The sequence below is a fragment of the Rhizobium sp. BT-226 genome, assembly GCF_025847085.2.
Lineage (GTDB): Bacteria > Pseudomonadota > Alphaproteobacteria > Rhizobiales > Rhizobiaceae > Rhizobium > Rhizobium sophorae.
In genome coordinates, this window is record NZ_JAOYTI010000001.1 from 1,687,028 (window position 1) to 1,709,174 (window position 22,147).

General features: G+C 61.9%; 20 protein-coding genes. 8 read left to right on the forward strand and 12 right to left on the reverse strand.

All coding sequences use genetic code 11. The annotated features are described in order from the left end of the window. Positions 1 to 105 precede the first annotated feature (105 nt). Genes OIU37_RS08585 through OIU37_RS08595 form a run of 3 tightly spaced genes read left to right on the forward strand, consistent with a single transcriptional unit; the run spans position 106 to position 3,648 of the window. On the forward strand, positions 106 to 1,245 hold the full coding sequence (locus tag OIU37_RS08585; protein ID WP_171604270.1) for a PspA/IM30 family protein: 1,140 nt from the start codon (positions 106 to 108) through the stop codon (positions 1,243 to 1,245). 4 nt (positions 1,246 to 1,249) lie between these two features. After that, on the forward strand, positions 1,250 to 1,897 hold the full coding sequence (locus OIU37_RS08590; protein ID WP_171604271.1) for an OB-fold-containig protein: 648 nt from the start codon (positions 1,250 to 1,252) through the stop codon (positions 1,895 to 1,897). Then, on the forward strand, positions 1,894 to 3,648 hold the full coding sequence (locus OIU37_RS08595; protein WP_264257129.1) for a flotillin family protein: 1,755 nt from the start codon (positions 1,894 to 1,896) through the stop codon (positions 3,646 to 3,648). The genes OIU37_RS08590 and OIU37_RS08595 overlap by 4 nt, the downstream gene beginning before the upstream one ends. Positions 3,649 to 3,883: 235 nt before the next feature. Here the strand turns inward: OIU37_RS08595 and OIU37_RS08600 are convergent, their stop codons facing one another. The 8 genes from OIU37_RS08600 to OIU37_RS08635 form a co-directional block, all read right to left on the reverse strand. Continuing rightward, positions 3,884 to 4,624, reverse strand: coding sequence for a metallophosphoesterase (locus tag OIU37_RS08600; RefSeq protein ID WP_180694430.1), 741 nt, complete (start codon positions 4,622 to 4,624; stop codon positions 3,884 to 3,886). A gap of 2 nt (positions 4,625 to 4,626) precedes the next feature. Then, positions 4,627 to 4,983, reverse strand: coding sequence for a hydroxyisourate hydrolase (gene uraH / locus OIU37_RS08605; RefSeq protein WP_182208712.1), 357 nt, complete (start codon positions 4,981 to 4,983; stop codon positions 4,627 to 4,629). Continuing rightward, positions 4,980 to 5,480: an ureidoglycolate lyase gene (locus tag OIU37_RS08610; protein ID WP_182208711.1), complete on the reverse strand. Its 501-nt coding sequence runs from the start codon at positions 5,478 to 5,480 to the stop codon at positions 4,980 to 4,982. The genes uraH and OIU37_RS08610 overlap by 4 nt, the downstream gene beginning before the upstream one ends. A gap of 4 nt (positions 5,481 to 5,484) precedes the next feature. Further along, positions 5,485 to 5,847 (reverse strand): DUF86 domain-containing protein, encoded by a 363-nt coding sequence (locus tag OIU37_RS08615; protein WP_129421666.1) that lies wholly within the window; start codon positions 5,845 to 5,847, stop codon positions 5,485 to 5,487. Then, a complete protein-coding gene (uraD, locus tag OIU37_RS08620) occupies positions 5,844 to 6,344 on the reverse strand; it encodes a 2-oxo-4-hydroxy-4-carboxy-5-ureidoimidazoline decarboxylase (RefSeq protein WP_180694428.1) in 501 nt (166 codons plus the stop codon). The genes OIU37_RS08615 and uraD overlap by 4 nt, the downstream gene beginning before the upstream one ends. Further along, positions 6,344 to 7,267: an allantoinase PuuE gene (gene puuE, locus OIU37_RS08625; RefSeq protein WP_171604277.1), complete on the reverse strand. Its 924-nt coding sequence runs from the start codon at positions 7,265 to 7,267 to the stop codon at positions 6,344 to 6,346. Before puuE ends, uraD begins: the two co-directional genes overlap by 1 nt. 113 nt (positions 7,268 to 7,380) lie before the next feature. Then, positions 7,381 to 8,088 (reverse strand): DUF1045 domain-containing protein, encoded by a 708-nt coding sequence (locus tag OIU37_RS08630; RefSeq protein WP_180694426.1) that lies wholly within the window; start codon positions 8,086 to 8,088, stop codon positions 7,381 to 7,383. 114 nt (positions 8,089 to 8,202) lie between these two features. Next, positions 8,203 to 9,381 (reverse strand): FAD-binding oxidoreductase, encoded by a 1,179-nt coding sequence (locus tag OIU37_RS08635; RefSeq protein ID WP_171604279.1) that lies wholly within the window; start codon positions 9,379 to 9,381, stop codon positions 8,203 to 8,205. On the opposite strand from OIU37_RS08635, the gene mnmD reads away from it, so the two are divergent. After that, positions 9,380 to 10,123, forward strand: coding sequence for a tRNA (5-methylaminomethyl-2-thiouridine)(34)-methyltransferase MnmD (gene mnmD / locus OIU37_RS08640; protein ID WP_171604280.1), 744 nt, complete (start codon positions 9,380 to 9,382; stop codon positions 10,121 to 10,123). The genes OIU37_RS08635 and mnmD overlap by 2 nt on opposite strands. Here mnmD and OIU37_RS08645 read toward each other — a convergent pair. Then, the gene (locus tag OIU37_RS08645) at positions 10,117 to 13,512 is read right to left on the reverse strand and encodes a response regulator (RefSeq protein WP_264257130.1); all 3,396 of its coding nucleotides are present in this window, start codon (positions 13,510 to 13,512) and stop codon (positions 10,117 to 10,119) included. The two genes, mnmD and OIU37_RS08645, sit on opposite strands and share 7 nt — an antisense overlap. A gap of 319 nt (positions 13,513 to 13,831) precedes the next feature. On the opposite strand from OIU37_RS08645, the gene OIU37_RS08650 reads away from it, so the two are divergent. Then, a complete protein-coding gene (locus OIU37_RS08650) occupies positions 13,832 to 14,140 on the forward strand; it encodes a hypothetical protein (RefSeq protein WP_171604282.1) in 309 nt (102 codons plus the stop codon). A gap of 118 nt (positions 14,141 to 14,258) precedes the next feature. Here OIU37_RS08650 and OIU37_RS08655 read toward each other — a convergent pair whose 3' ends face one another. Beyond that, complete coding sequence (locus OIU37_RS08655) at positions 14,259 to 15,644, reverse strand: MFS transporter (RefSeq protein ID WP_180694423.1); 1,386 nt, start codon at positions 15,642 to 15,644, stop codon at positions 14,259 to 14,261. Between the two features lie 195 nt (positions 15,645 to 15,839). Beyond that, a complete protein-coding gene (locus OIU37_RS08660; RefSeq protein WP_168309445.1) occupies positions 15,840 to 16,787 on the reverse strand; it encodes a dihydrodipicolinate synthase family protein in 948 nt (315 codons plus the stop codon). A 161-nt stretch (positions 16,788 to 16,948) separates the two neighbouring features. On the opposite strand from OIU37_RS08660, the gene OIU37_RS08665 reads away from it, so the two are divergent. The 3 genes from OIU37_RS08665 (at position 16,949) to OIU37_RS08675 (ending at position 21,147) form a co-directional block, all read left to right on the forward strand. Next, on the forward strand, positions 16,949 to 17,977 hold the full coding sequence (locus tag OIU37_RS08665) for a LacI family DNA-binding transcriptional regulator (RefSeq protein WP_182208704.1): 1,029 nt from the start codon (positions 16,949 to 16,951) through the stop codon (positions 17,975 to 17,977). A 76-nt stretch (positions 17,978 to 18,053) separates the two neighbouring features. Beyond that, positions 18,054 to 19,169 carry a DNA alkylation repair protein gene (locus tag OIU37_RS08670; protein WP_264257131.1) on the forward strand — a complete coding sequence of 372 codons (1,116 nt, stop codon included), beginning with the start codon at positions 18,054 to 18,056 and terminating at the stop codon, positions 19,167 to 19,169. A gap of 247 nt (positions 19,170 to 19,416) precedes the next feature. After that, positions 19,417 to 21,147 carry a DEAD/DEAH box helicase gene (locus OIU37_RS08675; protein WP_264257462.1) on the forward strand — a complete coding sequence of 577 codons (1,731 nt, stop codon included), beginning with the start codon at positions 19,417 to 19,419 and terminating at the stop codon, positions 21,145 to 21,147. A gap of 56 nt (positions 21,148 to 21,203) precedes the next feature. On the opposite strand, the gene OIU37_RS08680 is transcribed toward OIU37_RS08675, so the two are convergent. Beyond that, positions 21,204 to 22,103: a DMT family transporter gene (locus OIU37_RS08680; protein WP_264257132.1), complete on the reverse strand. Its 900-nt coding sequence runs from the start codon at positions 22,101 to 22,103 to the stop codon at positions 21,204 to 21,206. Between the last annotated feature and the right edge of the window lie 44 nt (positions 22,104 to 22,147).

The window sequence follows — 22,147 nt, forward strand, 5'->3', positions numbered from 1 at the left end:
GATACTGGACGCTGCCATCGGTCCTTCTAACTGTGCGTTAAGACTAGGTTGTATTTTTAGCCCGGCATCTTGAAAGCACAAAAGCGGTGCTTTATGTTTTAACCTATGGCAACCACAGGCAAGACACCGCATCCATCGCTGCTGCGCTACATGCTGGCACCTGACGATTACGCCCGGCAGGCGCTGGACGACACCATTGCCGCCTATCTCAGGATGATCGAAATCCTGACCAGCCTTGTCGCCGACAAGGCGGGCGCCAACCTCGTCGTGCTGCATGACCTTGCCTATGAAACCGTCCGCGAGCAGACGGGCCTGCCGGCAAGGCTGGTCACGCTCGGCCTTCGCGATTTCGCCGCCAATCGCGGCGTGACCGCCGATCCGCCGCAACTACCGCTCGATGACAAGCTCTTCGCCATCAAGGGCCCCTCGGACCTGACGATCGCCACGGTGCACGGACGCGTTGCCGTGCCCTTCGATGTCGCGGGTTATTCACGGGGATGGGAGAGTATTTTTCCGGCCTACCTCGTTGCGGGCCAGGACCGTTACGAGATTCACATCGGCGTCACGCCGAATTCCGCTCGGATGGAGGAAAACATGACGAACGAAGGCATTCTCTCACGCATGGGTCGCCTGATCGCGGGCATCGCGAATGCGGCGATCGACAAGGCGGAAGGCGTCAACAAGATCGCCGTCATCGAACAGGCGGTCCGCGAGATCGATGCGGCGGCTGATGAGGCCCGCACCGATCTCGGCAAGGCGCGTGCGGAGGAATACCGCATCCAGAGCCGCAGAGACGAAATCGTCGAAGACATGAACGCGCTCGACCAGAAGATCCGCCTCGCCGTCTCCTCGGGGCGGGATGACCTGGCTAAGGCCGGCGTCGCCCGTCAGATCGATCTCGAATCCCAGATCGCAGCGCTCGACAAGGCGCTGGCCGATGCCAGAGAACAGGTGGACGAAGGCCAGAAAGCCTTGCAGGCCGTGCTCGCCACGCGCCGCGAGGCGGACGCTCGCCTTGCCGATTTCAAGCGCAGTATCGCCCGGCATCCCGAACAAGCAGCGACCGGTCACAGCCAGCCCGCACCGGGTGCAGATGCTGCCCGCGCTGCCGCAGCCGTCTCGCGGCTGACCGGAGTTCCCGCTGGCGAGCATGGCCACAGTTCCGAATTGGACGAACTCGACCGACTGCACCGCGAACAGGCAATCGAAGCCCGGCTCGCACGCTTCAAGGCGGATAACCGATAACACGATGGCACTCCTTTTCTCCCCTGAATGTGCGCCCTTTGCCATCGCCGCAGCGATCCTTGTCGGTCTGACCGCGATCGAGATGCTCGCGATGGTCATGGGTTTTTCGATGACGGAATTTCTGGGAAAGCCGGAGCTTCATGGCCATGACGGCATCCTGGCTTACCTTTCCTGGCTCAATCTCGGCGGTGTTCCGCTGCTGATTCTCATGATGCTGACGCTCGGCTTCTTCGCGATGACGGGCTTTGCGTTGCAGGCCGTCGCCAACGCCTTCTGGGCGCCGCTGCCAAGCTTCATCGCCGTCATTCCTGCCGCGCTGGCAACCATCCCCATGGTCAGGGCATCGAGCAGAACCGTGGCGCGGCTCGTGCCGCACGACGAAACCTATGCGGTCGATCTCGACGCCTTGCTCGGCCGGACAGCCGAAGTGTCGATCGGCCCGCTCGATCAGGGACTGCCGGGCCGCGTCCGCGTCAAGGATCAGCATGGAAACTGGCATGTGCTTCGAGCCCGAGCCGCCAAGGGCGAAGGTCCGCTCGCCATCGGCGCTTCGGTTCTTCTCGTCGATCACAAGGCAAATGTGTTTATCGCCATTCCCGCGCCGGTCGACCCCACCGATGCGGACAATCAATCTTTGAGGGAGCAGCAATGATGTACGACGTTATTCTACCAGCCGGCATTGGGATTGTACTGATCTTCGGCATCGGTTTTGTCCTCGCCTCTCTTTACACACGCTCCAGCCGCGATGAGGCCTATGTGCGCACCGGTCTCGGCGGCCAGAAGGTCGTGCTCGACGGCGGTTCGGTCGTCCTGCCGATCTTCCATTCGACCGCCCGGGTTAACCTCAAGACACTGCGGCTCGAGGTTCGCCGCGGCGAAGGCGATGCATTGATCACCAAGGACCGCATGCGGGTCGATATCGGCGCCGAATTCTATGTGCGCGTGAAACCCGATGCCTCCTCGATTGCGCTTGCAGCTCAGACACTCGGCAACCGCACCAACGACGCCGAGGCTCTCCGCATCCTGATCGAGGCGAAATTCGTCGACGGCCTTCGCTCGGTGGCCGCGACGATGAATCTCGACGCGCTGCAGGAACAGCGCATGGATTTCGTCAAGGCCGTGCAGGAAGCCGTCGGCGCCGATCTCCAGTCGAACGGCCTCGAACTCGAATCCGTGTCGCTGACACGCCTCGACCAGACCGATATCAAGCATTTCAACGCCAACAACTTCTTCGACGCGCAAGGTCTTGCGGCATTGACCCGCATCACCGAGGGACGCAAGAAGGAGCGAAACGAGATCGTTCGCGATACCGAAGTCGCCATCGCCCAGAAGGATCTCGAGGCCCGCCAGCAATCGCTGACCATCGAGCGGACCAAGCGGGAAGCCGAACTCAGCCAGGAACGGGACATCGCCAACAAATCCGCGGCGACACGCGCTGAAACCGCGCAGCAGGAGCAGGCCGCAAAACGCGCCGAGGAGGAAGCCCGCATCGCTTCCGAACAAGCGATCGCCGAACGCGAGGCATCTGCCAAGCAGGCTCGCGAAAGCGCCAATATCGACGCCGCCCGCGCCGTCCAGCAACGCGAAACCGAAGCCAAGCGTGACCTCCAGATCGTGGCACAGGAGAGCGCCATCGCCGTTGCCAACAAGAGCCGTGAAGAATCCGAGGCGAAGGCGGCTGCGGAAACGGCCCGCGCGCTGGCGATAGCAGCAGAAGAAAAGGTTGGCACCGCCAAGGCGATCGAGATTGCCGAACGCGAAAAGCAGATTGCCGTCATCGACGCACGCAAGAAAGCCGAGACGGAAGCGACTGCCGTCACCGTTGGCGCCGAGGCCGAAAAACAGGCAGCAAGCGACCAGGCCGAGGCCATCAAGACGCTTGCGACCGCCGAGGCGGATGCGGCGATCATCAAGGCCAAGGGCATTCTCGAAACCGGCAAGGCCGCGGCCGAGAGCGAGGCATTGCTCAACGACGCTCGCAACAAGTTGAGCTCTGCTATCATCGAGTTCGAGATTACCCGCGAACGGATCCGCATCATACCGCAGGCGCTCGCCGAGGCGGTCAAGCCGATTGAGAAGATCTCCGATATCAGGATATTCGACACCGGCGGCATGCTCGGCCGCGGAAACGGTGCGGCCGGCGGAAACGGCATCGGGCTCGGCGAAGGACTGGCCGGCCAGCTCCTCTCCTACCAGGCGAACAAACCGATCCTCGACAAATTGCTGAAGGAAGCCGGCTTCGACGGCGACGATGCCATCTCATCCCTCCTTGGAAATCTCGACGGCGCAAAACCGGCAAGACCGGCAACCGCCGCAGCCCCGGCAAAGCCGGCAACACCGGCCGTAGCCCCGACACAAACGATCATCCCTCCGGCACCGAAACCGGTACCAAAGAAGGACTGATCGCCGCGCAAGCGGGTCTGACTAGAACAGGATGACTTTAGGCCGGTTCGGCCTAAAATCTGAATCCTGTTCTAAATTAAATAGTTAGAGCAATTCCAGGAAAAGTGCGAAGCGGTTTTCCGTCCGGAATTGCGTGAAAACAAAAGGCTAGAGCGGTTCTGCGCTTCTGTGAAAAGCTGAACCGCTCTAGAGCATGATGTCGCCCGAAAACTGCTCACACTTTTCGGCATATGCTCTATCTCACCCAACCCGCTGCCAGCGCGCCCGCCCAGTCGGCACGGCCCCTTTCGGCGGCCAGTGCCGACATCGCCATATGGTCATAGGCGACGGTTCGGAACTGGCATGTCCATCCGCCCGTCGCCTTTTCCAGAATGGCGTAGCTCGCCAGCGGATGGCCGGCCTCCACCTTGTGGTAATAAGGCAGTTCGTCGTCATAGGCCGGGCAGCCGACGCTGCCGGGATTGACGATCAGGCGGCCATCGAAGAGGCGCACGGCGCGGGGAATATGGCTGTGGCCGCAGAGGATCAGCGGCAAGTCGATGCCTTCGGCCAACGCCTCGATCGCTTCGATCGGCTTCAGGAAGACGAAGCCCTCCGGCGAGACCGATTCCAGCCAGTAGAGATTATCGTCCTTCGGCGTTGCGTGGCAGAGGTAGACCTCGCCGCGATAGACGGTATCGAATGGCAGGCCACGCACCCAATCGAGATGGAGCGGCGTCAATTGCCGATAGGCGGCGGCATCCGAGGCATGCATGGAAGCCGGATCCTGTTCGATCAGGTAGCGGTCGTGATTGCCGCGGACGGAGGTCAGGCTGAGCGGCATCAGCAGGTCTGCCGTCAGCCCGGCCTCCAAAGGTCCGCTGAAGAAATCGCCGAGATTGACGATCTCATCGATCTCCTGCGCATGAATATCCGCAAGCACGGCCTCAAGCGCCAGATGGTTGCCGTGAATGTCGGCGATTGCTGCAAAACGCATTTTTAGCTGCCTCGGTAGGTGGAATAGCCGTAGGGCGAAATCAGCAGCGGCACATGGTAATGCGCCGTGACGTCGGCAATGCCGAAGCGGATCGGCACGAGGTCGAGGAAGGCGGGATGCGGGAGCGGCGTACCGCTCGCCCTCAGATAATCGCCGGCATGGAAGACCAGTTCATAAGTGCCGGCCCGGAAACCTTCGCCAACGAGGATGGGGCCGCCGTCAACCCGGCCATCGGCATTGGTCACGACCGTCTTCAGATGCCTGCGGATCTCGCCGTCGAGCTGAAAAAGATCGATCCTCAAGCCCTCGGCCGGCTTGCCGAGAGCGGTGTCGAGAACATGCGTGGTCAGTCCGGTCATGGGGCTGGCTCTTTGATAATAAAAGGGGTTTCGAAGAAGTATTCTTCCAGATTATTGCCCGGCCCGTCGCGATCGACGACCAGGAAATCACAGGCTTGGCCGAGCGCCATCAAGGGATGATGCCAGACGTTGCGGCGATAGTTCACGCCCTGGTCGCCTCGCGCCAGAAACACCTGCGGCATCCCCGGACGGCCGTTCTCATCCTCGGAGACGATGACCAGAAAAGAGCGGCCCGAGACCGGCGAGAAACTCTGGCTGCCGAATGGGTGGCGCTCCATCATGGTGATTTCATAGGGGAAGGCACGCGGCTGGCCACGAAAGAGGTTGATGACGACGCGCGCGCCCTCGCCGGTCGCTTCAACGGCCGCCAGCGCGTGAAAACGCTCCGTCGTGCCGCCATTGATGAGCCGCATCGAGGCCGGATCGGCTTCGATGACCTCGCCGAAGGGAGCGAAGGCGCATTTGGTGAGCGGGCGGATCTCGAGAAATTCGGACATGGCTTCACTCGCCTTGGGCGTGCCAGTGACGGATGGCATCGATCGCGGAAAGAAGCTCCGGCAGCGTGCGATACGTCGCCTCCCAGATGTCGGAAGGATCGAGATCGAAGACACCGTCGAGGATACGGTTGCCCGTGCCGCAGATTTTCGTCCACGGCAGATCGGGATGCTCAGTCGCAAATTCCGGATGAGTCACCAGTAAGCGGGATGCCGCGGCACCGATGGTGAAGTGGCAAAAGGTCACCGCCTTGAAAGTGAGCTTGTCCCCGGCAAACGCCGCCCCATCCATTCCGCCGACGAAAGACAGCGCTTCGGATGCCGCCTCATACATCTCATTGAGATAGTCGATCGCGCGCCGCTCGTTCATTCAGCCTCCGGCAGCATCGACGTCAGGCGCAGCAGCGCGATCCGCTCGACTTGCGCCGTCGCGGTCGTAAATTCCTCGTCCCGATCATTGCCGATCCGTGTTTCGAAGGCCGACAGGATATCGTCCTTGCCGAGCCCCTTGACGGCGATGATGAAGGGAAAGCCGAATTTTTCGACATAGGCCGAATTGAGTTCGGTGAAGCGGGCATGTTCGGCCGGGCTCAGGCGGTCGAGACCGGCGCCGGACTGCTCCTTCCGGCTGTCTTCGGTGAGCTCGCCCGCTATCGCGAGGCGGCCGGCGAGGTCAGGATGGGCGCTGAGCACGCCGAGACGCTCCAGCGGGCTTGCCGCCCGGAAGACAGCGGAAAGGGCCGCATGCACGCTGCCCACCGTCAGCGGCTCCGTCAGGTGGCCAGCGTCATAGGCGCGCTCGGCGATGAAAGGCGAATGTTCAAAGACGCCGCCGAAGCGGGAGACGAAATCCTCGCGTGACATCATCAGAGCGCTTCCGGCTGATGGTGCTTGTGCCAATGTTCGGCGATCTCGATACGGCGCGGAATCCAGACCTTGTCGTGCTTCAGCACATATTCGATAAAGCGCTTCAGCGCTGCCGCCCGGCCGGGACGTCCGACGAGGCGGCAATGCAATCCGACTGACATCATCTTCGGGCTGCCTGCCTTGCCTTCCTCATAAAGCGTGTCGAAGGCATCTTTCAGATAGGTGAAGAACTGATCGCCCGCGTTGAAGCCCTGCGGCGTCGCAAAACGCATGTCGTTGGTTTCGAGCGTATAGGGGATGATCAGGAAGGGTTTCCCGTCGACGCCCTTCACCCAATAGGGCAGGTCGTCGGCATAGGAATCGGAGGAATAGAGGAAACCGCCCTCCTCCTGCACCAGCCGAAGCGTATTGTCGGAAGGCTTGCCCTGGTACATGCCGTAGGGCCGCTCGCCCGTAAGTTCGCTATGCAGGCGCACGGCTTCGAGGATATGCTTGCGCTCCAGATCTTCTGGAAAATCCTTGTATTCCAGCCAGCGATAGCCGTGGCTGGCGATCTCCCAGCCGGCCTCCTTCATCGCGGCGACGGCCTCGGGGTTGCGGGCCATCGCCAGCGTCACGCCGTAGACGGTTGCCTGCACCTTGAGATCGGTGAACATCCGCCAGAGCCGCCAGAAGCCGGCACGCGAGCCATACTCATAGATCGATTCCATGTTGAGGTTGCGCTGCCCCGGCCAGGCGGCAGCGCCGACGATTTCCGACAGCAGGTTTTCCGAAGCCGGATCGCCGTCGAGGATCGAGCTTTCGCCGCCCTCCTCATAATTGATGACGAACTGCACGGCGACGCGTGCCTCGTCCGGCCATTTCGGATCGGGCGTAAGACGCCCATAACCGACGAGATTGCGCGGATAGGTCTCGGATACCATCAAATCACCTTCTGAAAAGACGGGGAACGGTAGCATCCGCAGCCGGAATGTCGAGAAGGAAACTGCGCAGCGGAATTTTTCCGTTATGGAACAAATCCTTAGCGCAGGGAACTTCAGGCGATCTTGCGCGCGCTGACCTTGCCCATCGGATGCAGCGAATGAACGCGGAAGGGACCGCCGGTGCCCTCCTCGATCATCAGCGCCACGTTCGAAACCATGATCGGCTCTCTCAGCACAGGCTCGAAGATCGTCCGCAGCGCCGGCTCGATGCGCGGCATGTCGATCGCGTTGATCGGGCCCGTCACCGGCATGTGAAAGCGGAATTCCTCCATCACGTAAGGGTTGCCCCAGCGATGCAGATTGGCGAACTGCGCTGCCGACAAGCCGTCTGGATCGCTGCGCTCGATCTCGGCTTCGCTCAGCGGCGCACGGAAACGATCGAATTCCTGCACGATTGCCGAGGCCAGATACTGGATCTGCCCACAAGGGATATTCGGCAGCAGGCTGTAGAAATTGCCGAGCCTGGCAACTTCGAGACGCGGCATCCGGAAAGGAAGGACCGTTCCGGAGAAACGCATAAGATCGCGCAGGAGTTGAGATTCCGACACGTCGGAGGAGAGGTGGAACGGCGCCTTCAAAACACCGTGAAAACCATAGCGCCGCGGCACGGCCGTATGGAAGGCGATCTCGTGAATGCCGAGGCCGCGAATGGCCGGAGGCTCCGTCACATCACCGGAAAACACGTTTCGGCCAAGCCAATTGGCGGCTACGAGCGAGAGCGGGTCGCTCGCCGGAGGCGTGAAGCAAATGGCATAGCGCATGCGATTTCCTCCATCAAGGAAGTGAGCGCCGGTGACTTCAGGCGCTGTCGATGCGCAAGCAGATAGGTGATTTGCATGACAGAATAACGAAAGGCAGCGGCGCCTAATTCACGTTTAACGTGAAGCCGCCGCGATGTGGCTTGAAATTGCGAAGCTTTCCGGCAGCAAAAATCCGCAGTCTGTATCGCCTGCGATACATATCGCCGCCTCCGCCAGCCGGTGCGCCAGACCGAAGCTGACCTTGAAGCCACCGGTCAGCGCGATCAGGCGTGGGTGATCGGGGTGGCGGCCGATCATCGGATCGCGGTCAATCGCCTTCGGGCGAAGCCCCGCCCAGCGCTCGACGACGGGGGCGTCGCGAAGGCTTGGCACAATCGCCCGCGCCGCCTCGATCAGCACGTCGAGCTGGGCGTCGGTGGACACTGGATCGTCAAAACGGTTCTCGCTGGTGCTGCCGATTGCCGCGTGCCCGCCTTCATGCGCGACGATATAGAGCCCGTCGAGGAAGACCGTCGGCAGGGCTGGGTCGATGTCGGCTTTCAATAATGCCGCCTGCCCCTTGACCGGCTGGCCGAGCGGTTGTTTCAGCCCCGGCGTCAGCTCCTGCAGCAACGGAAAGGACTGATGGCCGGCGGCCAGGATGCAGTGACTGAAAACGATGGTTTCGCCGTTGATTTCGGCCGTACCGCGATCGGGATCGAGGCCGGCAACCGTCGCATGCTCTAGGATGCGAACATGCTCTGCCCGCCGCAGAAAGGCGATGAGCGCTGCGACCAGCAAGCGTGGTGCAGCGCGGGCGGCGAGCGTGTCATGCACGAAGCCGCTCTCGCCCGCAGACGCCTTGATCCAGCCATCGACCGGCGGGCTGTCGAGCACATGCCAGTGGAAGCGGCGGTCGCCCGCCCGCCAATGGCGTTCGGCGTCCTCGAAATGGCCGCGCGCTATTGTGTGGAGATGCGGCTTCGGCAGCGGGATCAGGCGTCCGGAACGGTGGTAGCCGGCGGAAAGTCCGGTCTCTGCTTCGAGCGCGGCGATCTCGGTTTCGAGCGAGACCAGCGCATCGAACTGGAACTTCTTCTTCTGCGACCACCGGTCCGGCATATGCGGCATCAGCGCGCCGAGCAGGCCGCCGCTTGCACCTTCGCCCAATCTGCCGGCGTCACTGATAAGAGTCCGGATACCCCGGCGCTCGGCATGGACGGCCGCCCAGAGACCCATGATGCCGCCGCCGACGATCAGCAATTCGCAGGACGATTGACCTGAGACCGGCGCAGGACTATCGGCTTTTTCCATGACAGACGTGAACCCCGATCAGATTGGCGCAGGCGCGCCGCAGCCGCTCGAATGGCGCGACGGCGATATGCCCTATTCCACCGCCTTTGGCGATCATTTTTATTGCCAGACCGACGGACGGCTGGAATGCGGCCATGTTTTTCTCGCCGGCAACGGCCTGCCGGAGCGCTGGAACGGGCGGCAGGCATTTCTGATCGGTGAGCTCGGCTTCGGAACCGGCCTGAACTTCGCCGAGACCTGGCGGCAATGGAAGCTCCACCGCGCAGACGGCCAACACCTGCATTTCATCTCCTTCGAACTCCACCCGATGCGCGGCGAAGAAATCGGCCGGGCGCTGTCGCACTGGCCGGAGATCGATGTCGAACGCGAATCGCTGACGGCGGCGTGGCCGCATGCGCCTGCTGGCACCGTCTCGCTGAACCTCGATTCTCAAACGACGCTCAGCGTGGTCTGCGGCCGCGCGCTCGATGGCGTTGCAGCGGCCAAGCCTGGCTTCGACGCTTGGTATCTCGACGGCTTCGCCCCGTCGCGCAACAGCGATATGTGGTCGGAGCAGTTGATGCGCCTCGTCTGCGAGAAAAGTGCAGCCGGCGGCACTTTCGCCACCTATGCGGCGGCCGGCTTCGTACGCCGCAACCTCATCGCCGCCGGTTTTGCCGTCGAGCGCCGCCAAGGCTTTGCCGGCAAGCGCGAAATGCTCTGTGGCGCCAAGGCTTCACCCGACCAGCGTACAGATCAGTAGCTGGTGCGCTCCGGCAGTTGCTCGCTCGTTCCGAGCCACTGGCGGATTTTTTCCTCGAGCAATTCGGGGCTGATCGGCTTCGACATGTAATCGTCCATGCCGGCGTCGAGGCAGAGTTCGCGGTCGCTTTCGAGCGCATGGGCGGTAACGCCGATGATCGGCACCCGGTGGCCCTGCCCCATTTCCCGTTCGCGGATCGTCTGCGTCGCCTGATGGCCGTTCATCACGGGCATCGAGACGTCCATCATGATAATGCGCGGCGTATGCCGCTCCCAGGCGGCGACCGCCTCCTCGCCATTGTCGACGACGAGGAAGGAAAGACCCGTGCCTTGCAGGATCTGCGTGAAGACGATCTGATTGACTTCGTTGTCCTCGGCAACGAGCACATCGACGAATTCAGCGGCCCGCTTCTGCGGCACTGGCGGGGGCGCCGGCACGGCCGCTTCCGTCTGCAGCCGGGCAATCTCAGCCTCGGAAGCCTGCTTGACGCGGCTGGCGCGCACCACTTCGACGACGGTGTTGCGCAGCACGTTGGCGCGCGCCGGTTTCATCAGATGCGCGTGGCCGTTCAGCGCCGCGAATTCCTTTTCGGTGCCGGAAATATCCATCGACGTCAGGAAGATGATAGGCAGTTCGACGAAGCGGGGATCGGCTCGTAGCCTGCGCGCGACATCGGCGCCGTTCATATCGGGCATATGATAATCGAGCACGACGGCATCGACGGTGACGCCGAGATTGGCCGCCGCCTCCAGGATCGCAAGACCGGTACCGCCGCCTTCGGCGGCCACGCCGTCGAAGCCCCAGAGCGACAGCTGCTCGGTCAGGATGCGCCGGTTCACTTCGTTGTCGTCGACGACGAGGATACGCGCGCCCTGCACGTTGATCGGCAATGGCTTCGGTTCGACGCGGGCGGCCGCCACAGCGAACGGCAGGTTGACAGTAAAGACGGAGCCCTTGTTCCACTCGCTTTCGACGTTGAGATAACCGCCGAAAAGATCGACGAGCCCAGCGGTGATCGCAAGACCGAGGCCGGTTCCCTCATGCCGCCGGGTCGACGAGGCGTCCACCTGCGAGAACTTGTCGAAGACCGATTCCAGCTTTTCCGACGGGATGCCGATGCCGGTATCCTCGATGCGGATGCTCGCCATGATCTCGCCACCGGCGGCCGGCTGGAAGCCGACATCGACGAAGACATGGCCGCGCTCGGTGAACTTGACGGCGTTGCCGACGAGATTGGTGACGATCTGGCGGAAACGCCCCGCATCGCCGATCACCGCGGCGGGTAGGTCGGGTGCTGCCCGCACCAGGAGCTCGATGTTCTTCTCGGCGGCATGCGAAGACAAAAGTGTCGCCACATCCTCCACCGCTTCGGTAATATCGAAGGCGGCCTTGCGCAGTTTCATCTGCCCGGCATCGATCTTCGAGAAGTCGAGGATGTCGTTGATAATAGTCAGCAGCGCATTGCCCGATTTGACGATGATGTCGACGAAGGTCTTCTGGCGCGTGTCGAGATTGGTCTTGGCAAGCAGCTCCGCCATGCCAAGCACGCCGTTCATCGGCGTGCGGATCTCGTGGCTCATATTGGCGAGGAATTCGGATTTGGCGCGGTCGGCGGCTTCGGCACGCGACAAGAGATGGCGCAACTCCTCCTCGCGGCTCTTGAGTTCGGTGACGTCGGTGAAGAGCGCCATCCAATGCTGCCCCTTGCTGATCGTCGCATCCATGTTCACCCAGCGCTCGCCGCCGACGTGGAAGACGGTGGAAATCGGCAGCCTGGCGGCGATATTGTCGCGCCAGCCCTGCAGGATTTCCGCCGCGGCATCGTGGAAATCGCCGCGCGCCGCGCAAAATTCAAACATGCCGAGCCAGCCCTGCCCGGCTTCGATATAGGCGGGCGGAATCTGCAGGATATCGGCCATCGCCCCGTTGGACATCTTGATGACGCCGTCCTGGACGATGGCAAGACCTTGGGACATCGCATGCGTCGCATCGCGCATCATCTCGCCGACCCGCTCGAGCGCGGCGCGGGTCTCGTGAATTTCCTTTTCCCGCTCGCGCACCGCAGAGATATCGGCATAGGTGAGCAGGATACGGTCGTTGGAGATGCGGCGGCTGTCGAAGATGACGGATTTGCCCCCCGCCCAACCGAGCTCAATCGGCTCGGGCACTTCGGCCTCGAACAGATGCTTGCGGAAGGCGTAGATCTCCTCCGGCGTCTGCGTGCCGTCGTAGCGTCCGAGCTCTAAATTGCGGCGGATGACGTCGATGAAGGGGCGGCCGTCGAAGCGATCGTCGAGCGGCAGCTCCCAGATGCTGTAGAATTCATCGTTGACGTAAAGAATCCGGTGGTCGTTGTCGAGGATCAGCACGCCGACCGGCAGCGAGCGCAGGATACTTTCGATATCCCGATGCAGTATTTCTTCCTGCTTGCGCGACGCAATCAGCGCCTTCTCGCGCTCCTTGAGCAGCGAGATGTCGGAGAAAGAGCCGACGACATAGGTCCGCCCATCCGCCGTCATGACGCGGTTGACGCGCGAAATGACGGGATAGATGTGGCCGCTCTTGCTCGGCATCTCGCTCTCGAGCTCCACCGAAATGCCGTCCCTGAGCGCCAGCAGGTTTTCCTGGTAGATCGCCTCGCCACCTTCCGGCCCGAACATTTCATGTTCGGTCATTCCCAGTATCTGGGAGCGGTCGTGGCCGCTGAAGGTGTCGTAATACTTATTGGCATAGACCAGGCGGTGCTTGTCGTCGCGGACGAAGACTGCAACCGGCAGGTCCTCCAGCACGGTGCGCAGAACGTCGAGTTCGTTGACGCTCTCACCCCAGGCCGAATCTCCGGCGGCCGCAGGCTTTGCGCCGTTGCGATAGGCCGCGTTGACGACCAGCGGCCGGCCATCCTCGGCGAAGATGCCGATCGGATGGTCGAGTTGTTCCAGCGCCTCGCGCACGCGGGCCAAATCGGCGACGACGCCGGCGTCGCCAGTCATCCAAGGGTCGCCGGCGATCCCAGGGTCGCCAATCGTCCGGCGCAGCGGCTCGCGCACTTCGAAAATGCCGAGCACATAAGCCCGGTCCGGCGATGGCGAAAAGCTTTCGATCTGGATGCGCTCATGGCCGATGCCAGCCACATCGAAGCAGATGGCGTTTTCCTCGGTGCCGAATACCAGCGCGCGGCGTTCCTTGTCCTCGCGTTCCTCTTCCTCGGGACGGTCGAGAAGCTCGCGGCTGCGCCTGCCGATGAAATCGGAAATCTCGCGGCCTAGAAAACGGGCATAGGCCTCGTTGACGGCGATATAACGCAGCTCGCTGTTCTTGACATAGGCCGGGGTATCCAGATCAGCGATCCGGCGGCAAGCCAACTCCAGAAGTTCCCCGGCTGATTTCAAAAAATATCGCTCCCGTAATGAATGAAATATCGACTACAAAAACTATAACGCCAAGGCTTTTAACAAGGTTTTAACCATAAAATTCGACAGCGGAATTTTACGAGCCGGCTCACCAAGCCGAAGATAATTCGGGATTACCGGCCACGGCTTGCACGAGACTGAAAGGTCGCCCGCTATAAATCCTTTCGACGTCGGTATCCGTTGAAATCATGACGAAAATTTAATGCCGAAACCGCTTGCGTGGCCATTGCGCCGCCGAGATCCGGGCCGAGTCTGCGGCATGGCTTTATGGAAGCCATGCCCATGAAAGGAAAATACCATGTCCGTTCTTCATAAAACCATGGCGACGGGCCTGATTGCGCTGACCTTTGCCGGCGCCTCGCTCGCCACCGCCACCACTGCCGATGCCCGTCCACGCGATGCCTTCTGGGGCGGCCTTGCCGCCGGCGTCGTCGGCGGCGCCCTGCTGTCGGAGGCCGCCCGTCCCGCCTACCCTGTTTACCCTGCCTATCCTGTTTATCGCCCCTATCCCGTCTATAGGACCTATTACCGGCCGTCCTATTGCCATCTCGAATGGCGGCACGATCGATGGGGCGAACCCTACCGCGTCAAAGTCTGCCCGGAATAGGAAAACCGCATCCGGCGCCGCTTGACCTCCCGGCGGCGCCGACCCAGTGTCCTCAATGACGACCAAAACTGGCGGATTTTCATCCGCCAGCTCAAAGCCGATCAGACCGTGTTTTACGTTACGGAGAAAGCTCCTCCAGCACGCGGTCCTTGGTTTCTACCGCAAACAACATCGTGATGATTGCACCGACGATCAGAATGGCTGCGAAGCTCGCAAAGACATACTGGATGCCCATGGAAGACATCACCGTGCCGACGAGGATCGGGCCGGCCGATGATCCCAGGCGAAGCCAGGCACTGCCGGTTCCTGTTCCCAATGCCCTAAGGCGCGTCGGGTAGATCTCTGCCGAGTACAGGTAAAGGGAGAATGTGACGGTCTGGACGATCGCATAAGCGAGGCCGCCTAGAACCAAAACCTGGATGGGAGAGGTCGCGCCGAGCCATGCGAGGGCCAGCAGCGGCACGGGAGCGAGAAGCAGCGCACCGGTATACCAGCGCTTGCGTCCCACTTTGTCGATGAGCAGCGCGCAGATGACGGCGGCGATCACGCCGCCGACCGACGTCAGGAAACCATAGAAGATGCTGGTTTGAAGCGGCAGGTTGAAGACCTGTCGATACAGGGTCGGCAGCCAGGTGATCGTACCGTTGGCCACCGTATAGGCGGTAAACCACATTGCCCAGATGGAAAGCGTCCGCTTCAGGTAAATGCCCTGAAAGAGCTCGCGCCAGTCCGACTTGCGGCGGACAGGCGCCTGGATGAGCTTCGGCTCGGGCAATTCCTTGCCGGCTGCGCGAGCACTTTCTTCCATGCGGGTGACGATAGCGTTTGCTTCGCCATAGCGGCCGTTGGCAGCCAGCCAACGCGGTGATTCCTTCAGGAACCAGCGCAGAGGAATCATGATGATTGCGGGAACGAGACCGACGACGAACATCGCCTTCCAGCCGTAAACCGGTACCATGAAGTAGCCGATCAGCCCGGCGCCGACGAGGCCCAGCAGGAACATGACCTCATAGAGGAGGAAGAACTTGCCGCGCCCCTTCGATCCGATCAACTCATTGATATAGGCGCTGGCAACCGGGACCTCGCCGCCGGTGCCGATCCCCTGGACGAAACGGAAGGCCATCATCATGCCGGCCCCGGCAGCAAACAGGCATGCGACATCCATGCTGACGAAGAGCAGGATGGTGAATAGGAGAACTTTCAGCCGGCCGATCCTCTCGGCGAGCCAGCCAAACAGGATCGCACCGATCAATTGCCCCAGATAGCCCATCGACAGGATCATGCCGGTCTGCGAGGGCGTCAGGCCCCACTCGCGGACGAGGACGGGCATGGCATAAGCGATGGCGATGACTGTGTAGCCGTCGAAGAACGTTGCGGCGCCGACGATATTGCGCGCCCAGAATACCTCGCGGGTGATGGGAAGGCGCTCCAGACGAGCGCTGATTTCGGCCTGATGATCAGCGGCATTCGCCGTCTCAGCCGGCATAGGCTGCATGACATTCATTGGTTCCTCCTTCTCGCCCCGTGGCCTACCACTCTCCCGGCCAGGGGCGCTCCTGCTTGATGGTTGCTATTGCGCGTCAGTTCGTCCTGTCAGAGCAATGACCTTCGAAGACGTAAGTCTGCCTCGGCGGGTCTCCATGGTTTCCTTCCCCCTTCGGAATGCGCCCCTGCGACATGCGCAGGGGCGTCAAAGAAGTCACTCGGCAGCCAGGAGCTGGTCAACGCGGCCAATACCGGCGGCGTCGAAGGCAGCAAAGATCTCTGCTTCGGCCTTTTCGCCAAGGTTCTTCAGCGGCTCGCGGATCGTGGCGTGATCAAGGATACCACGGTGCACGAGGCCGAGTTTCAGGGCAACGGTGCCTTCCATGTGAGAGCCGCGGTGATAGACGGCACGCGTCACCGGAAGAAGGCGCTCGAAGATCTTGCGCGCTTCCGGATAGTCCTGCGCCTTGCCAGCTTTGATCAGGTCGATCAGCAGCTCCGGCGCGATATTGCCATAACCGACGAGCAAACCGTCGACATCGAACATGGTTGGCAGCAACCATTCATCGTGGCAGCTCAAAACCTGCAGCTTTGGATTGGCCTTCTTCAGCTCCGGAATTTCGACATACCAGCGCTTCATATTGCGCACGCCGTTCTTGGTGGCGACGACGCCTTCCTGTGTGGCAATCGCAAGCTGTGTATCGAGATCGTATGATGCCTTGGTGGCGTCGGGATACTGGAACAGGATGCACTGGAGGCCAGACTCCTGCCAGATTGCTTTATAGCGATCCTGAGGCGCTCCCTTCTGAAAGCCGAAACGCAGCCAACCGTGGTTGGGATAGACGAGCGCGCCGGTGGCACCCGCGGCCTTGCATTTCCTGGCCTCTTCAGCGGCGACCTTCGTGCCTTCACCGGTAATCCCGGCAATGATCGGAACGGCACCGTCGACCGCTTCGACATACGTGCGGATCAGAGCAAGGCGCTCCTCTTCCGTGAGGAAGGTGCCCTCGCCGGCATGGCCGAGGATGACGAGGCTTTTGACGCCTTCCATCGAGACCAGCCATTTGGCGAGTTTGGCATTGGCTTTGTGATCAACTTCACCGTCGCGGGTGAATGCGGTAACGGGGGCCGGGCTCAGCCCGCGCATATCCATCGGCTGCATGTTGGTCTCCTCCTTCGTGCGATCACGGTTCACCCGCGGTCGTCTATAGGATCGTTTACGGGAACGTTCCCACTATCGTTCTCGAATTCTCTGGAGTCAATATCTTTTTTGGTGCATGCTGAGAATGGCGGCCGATTGCCGACTCGAATGGAAAAGGCTCAATGAATTCAAAGACGGATGAAGTTCCAGGTCAGACCCGCGTCACTATTCACGGCGTCGCTGCCGCAGCCGGTGTCTCCAAGTCTACCGTGTCCCGCATTCTCGACGAGAGGCTTCCGCGATCCGACAGCGAGACCGCGCGTCGCGTGCGCAAGGTTGCCGAAGAGCTTGGATACGTTAGGGATGTTTCTGCAGCGAGCCTTAGGCGCGGCAATACAATGACAATCGGGGTGATCGTGCCTAGGTTGACGGATACGGTCATGGCCATGCTGTACGAAGCGCTGGCCAAGGCCTGCAGCCGTAGTGGCCGCTTCGCGATTGTCGCAACGACCGACGACAAGCCAAAGGCAGACCGGCTTGCGGCCGAGTCTCTGCTGAAGCGCGGTGTCGATGGACTGATTCTTTCGACGGCGCGGGAAGACGATGACTTTCCGGACGAGCTGGCAAAACGCGGTATTCCTTATGTCCTGGCACTCCGGACGGATGGCCACAGCCTCTCGTCGGTCGGCGATGACAGGCTCGGTGGTTACCTCGCGGCCCGCCATCTCCTCGATCTCGGCCATCGCAGAATTGGCGTCATTGCCGGTCCATCCTATGCGTCCAGTTCGCGAGGCCGCGTCGAGGGTTTCCGGCACGCCTTGGAAGAGGCTGGATTGAATGCAGATCCCTCATACATCATTCCCTCGACATTCGGCATCGAGTCCGGTGCGGTAGCCGTCGAGACACTGATGCATCTCAGTCCGCGCCCAACCGCTATTTTCGCCGTCAACGACAATACCGCCATCGGCGCCTTGTCGGGACTGACGAAACTCGGCCTTTCCGTGCCGCAGGACATCTCGATCGTAGGTTATAACGACATTCCGATTGTCAGCCACCTCCCCACGCCGCTCACGACGTTGCGGGTGCCGTTCGAGCAAATTGCATCAAACGCCCTTGATCTTCTTGCCGGTGACAACAGCCCTGCCGAAGAGCGTATTCGGATCTCGGCCCCAACCCTCATTCCACGGAAATCGACGGCACCGATACGCTAAAGCTCGCGCCACGCAGACCATGCTGCCCCCATACGGGCGGCATGCGGCGGCGGCCGCATAGAGAGGAAGGACCAGCATGCCGGAACCGCTCAAGAACCTGCTGCATGAGGCATTGGTGGGCGATATGGCCGATCGCATTGCCGGCAACGCGCCGTCCTTCGACAGAAACCGCTTCGTGACACTGGCGACCGAGGGCCTCACGGCGCTGGAGCTGATGGAGCGCTCGGCCCTGATCCGCGACGCGCTGTTTGCAACGCTCCCCGATGATTTCCGGGAGGCAGCAGCCATTCTGAAGGCGAGCCTGCCCGCCGCCGGCCGGCCGGGGCTCTCCGGCTGGATGCTGCTGCCGGTCAATCAGTTCATCGCCGCACGCGGCCCCGATCATTTCGATCTCGGTCTCGATCTCCTAAAGGCGCTGACGCCGCATTTCACTGCCGAATACGGCATCCGCCCCTTTATCCACCGCGACCAGCAGCGCGCGCTGGCCATCATTTCCGGCTGGGTTGACGATCCCGATCAGCATGTGCGCCGGCTGGCGAGCGAGGGAACGCGGCCGCGCCTGCCCTGGGCGATGCGTCTGCCGCAACTCGTCAAGGATCCGGCGCCGATCCTGCCCATCCTGACCGCGCTGATGGATGATCCGGAGGATTATGTGCGCCGCTCCGTGGCCAACAGCTTGAACGACGTCGCCAAGGATCACCCCGATCTGGTCGCCGCCTTCATCGCCGACCATATAGACGGCGCTTCCTCCGAACGTCGCTGGCTGCTGAAACATGCTTCGCGCACGCTTCTGAAGAACGGCCACGCGCAAGCGCTCGCCAATTTCGGCTTCGCCGCGGCCGCTTCCCTCAAATGCGAACTGCGGCTCCAGAATGCAGAGGTGATGTTCGGCGCAGGGCTGGATTTCGAAATCCGCGTGACGAATGCCGGCGAGATCACGCAATCGCTGATGATCGACTACGCCATTCACCACGTGAAGAGCGACGGTTCGCTCTCACCCAAGGTCTTTAAATGCAAGGCGATAATGCTCGCTCCGGGGCAAAGCCATACAATTGAGCGCCGCCACGCCATGCGACCGATCACGACGCGGCGCTATTATCCCGGCGAACATCGCATCGCCATCCTCGTCAACGGTGTGGAGACCGCATCGCAACGCTTCGTCCTCGTCATGCCCTCACCTGACCCAGCTTGAGGCTTTCTTGTGCACTGCACTTGACTTTCCACGCGAACTAGCCCAAATGCGGGTCAGCTTTCACCCTTCCGGCCGCCGCGTGAGCGTGCCCCTGCTGAAAAATACAGATGCAGGAAGAAGGGACAAAAGCGCATTTCGATAGAGCGCCGCACTCCCCATGAGCGGCCAGAAGCGCTGGAAAGCTTTTTCCAACTCACAAGTTCCCACTTCACGCGGGGTTCTTGACGCCAGAATGAAACCGGATCGCATGGTGCGTTCCGGCGATAGTCATTGTGGCGCCCCGAAAGGTTATACCTTGACTAATTTTGAATCGCTTGGTGTCTCCAAGCCGATCGTCGCTACTTTGTTCCAGCTCGGCATCGAAACGCCGACGCCGATCCAAGAACATGCCATTCCCCTCCTCCTCGAAGGCCGCGACCTGATCGGCCTTGCCCAGACCGGCACCGGCAAGACCGCCGCTTTCGGCCTGCCGCTGATTGAAAAGCTGCTCGCCGACGAACGGCGCCCCGACAACCGCACGACGCGGACGCTGATCCTCGCACCGACGCGCGAACTGGTGAACCAGATCGCCGAGAGCCTGAAGAAGTTCATCCGCAAATCGTCGCTGCGCATCAATGTCGTCGTCGGCGGCGTCTCGATCAACAAGCAGCAGCTTCAGCTCGAAAAGGGCACCGACATCCTCGTCGCCACGCCGGGCCGCCTGCTCGACCTCGTCAATCGCCGCGCGATCACGCTGACTGCGGTTCGTTATCTCGTGCTCGACGAAGCCGACCAGATGCTCGACCTCGGCTTCGTCCACGATCTGCGCAAAATTGCCAAGATGGTGCCGAAAAAGCGCCAGACCATGCTGTTCTCGGCCACCATGCCGAAGGCAATCGCCGATCTCGCCGGCGAATATCTCGTCGATCCCATCAAGGTCGAAGTCACGCCCCCGGGCAAAGCTGCCGACAAGGTCGAACAGTACGTCCATTTCGTCGGCGGCAAGAACGACAAGACGGAACTGCTCCGCAAGTCGCTGACCGAAAACCCTGACGGCCGCGCCATCGTCTTCCTGCGCACCAAGCATGGTGCGGAGAAGTTGATGAAGCATCTCGAGAATGTCGGCTATTCCGTCGCTTCGATCCACGGCAACAAGAGCCAGGGCCAGCGCGAGCGGGCGCTGAAGGCCTTCCGCGACGGCAGCATCAAGACGCTGATTGCCACCGACGTTGCCGCCCGCGGCATCGATATCCCGGCCGTCAGCCACGTCTACAACTACGACCTGCCTGAGGTGCCCGACGCCTATGTCCATCGCATCGGCCGCACGGCACGCGCCGGCCGCGACGGCGTCGCCATCGCCTTCTGCGCCCCCGACGAAGCCAAGCTGCTGCGTGACATCGAGCGCCTGATGGGCATCGACATCACCGTCGCAAGCGGCGAAGCGCCGGCCAATATCACCGGCGGACCCCGCCGTGCCAACGGCAATGGCAACAACCGCAATCGCAATGGCGGCCAGGGTCGCGAAGGCCAGGGTCGTGGCGAAGGCCGTGGCGACCAGAACCGCTCCGAGCATCGCGGCAGCCGTCAGGAACGCCGCCCACGCCGCGAAGGTGAAGGCAGCGAAGTCCGCGCCGGCGGCGAGGAGCGTCGTCCACGTCCGGAGCGCCCGACCAGCCGCAACGAGGATTTCCGTGGCCAGCGCCGCGGCGAAGCGACCCATAACCTCGGTCCCGACAACGATCTGGTCTCGACCTCCGACTTCCGCCCTTCGGCGAAGCCGCAGCGTCCTGCCCATAACGGCCATGCCAATGGTGAGCCGAGCGGTCATCACCGCGGCAACAGCCGCCATGCCCACGGCCGCCCGGCCCGCAAGCACGGCGAGGACCGCGGCCCGCAGCAGGCCCAGGGCGGCGAACCGCGCCGCGACGGCAATGGCGGCAACCGCCGCGGTGGCTCCAGCTCCCGCAACGGTGGCGGCCAGCGCCGCGAACGCGCCTGATAAGTTAAACGATCGAAAAGCGGAAAGGCCGGGGATATCTCCGGCCTTTTTGTTATCTACGCCTCCGCTGGCCTATGCTCGCTGAACGTCCTGCGGTTCGTGAGATAGACGCCTGTCACGACCACCACGGTGCCGACGATCAGCGGCAGGGTCAGCGGTTCCCCGAAGGCGATGAAGGCTTCGAGTGCAACAGCCGGCGGCATCAGGTAGATCAGCGAGGCGGCGCGTGACACCTGACCGCGGCGGATCAGATAGAGCAGCAGTCCGACGCCGCCCATCGACAGGCCGAAGACCGACCAGGCCAGCGCGCCATAGGCCTGCGCGGCGCCGTCGAAATGCTGATGCTCGAAGACCAGCGAAAGCGGCAGCGTGAGGATCAGCGCGCCGACATATTGTAGGGTCGCGATGGTTCTGAGGTCGCCGGATTGCAGGTGTTTCTTCTGATACAGCGTGCCGTAGGTGACCGACGCCATGGCGACGAGGTTGATCGCCAGCGGCAGGGCGGCATGCGTGAGATCGGCGGTCGCCGGATCGAGCAGCTTCGGCGAAATGGCGATGGCAATGCCGACGAAGCCAAGGGCAAGGCCGAGCTTCTGTGCCTGCTGCAGCCGCTCGCCGATAAGGAAGGGAGCTGCCATCGCCGTCAGCAGCGGCTGCAGGGCCGCGATGATGCCCGATATGCCGGCTGGCACGCCATTGGCGATCGCCCACCAGAGACCGGCGAGATAGAAACCATGCAGGAAGAAGCCGGAATAGACGGCACGCAACGCCGCCGTCCGGCTGGGCCATTGCGCTCGCACCACCAGGCAGAACGCCAGGAATGCCGCCGCCGACAGCGCGTAGCGTATCGAAAGAAAGGTGAAGGGTTCGGAATGGAGCGAGGCGTATTTCGCCACCACCCAGCCCGTGGACCAGAGCAGGACGAAGACGGCGGGGGCAAGGCGATCGAGGGACATGGGGCGGGCTCGGGAGAGAAGAGGCTGCCGTGCTGATAGCCCCA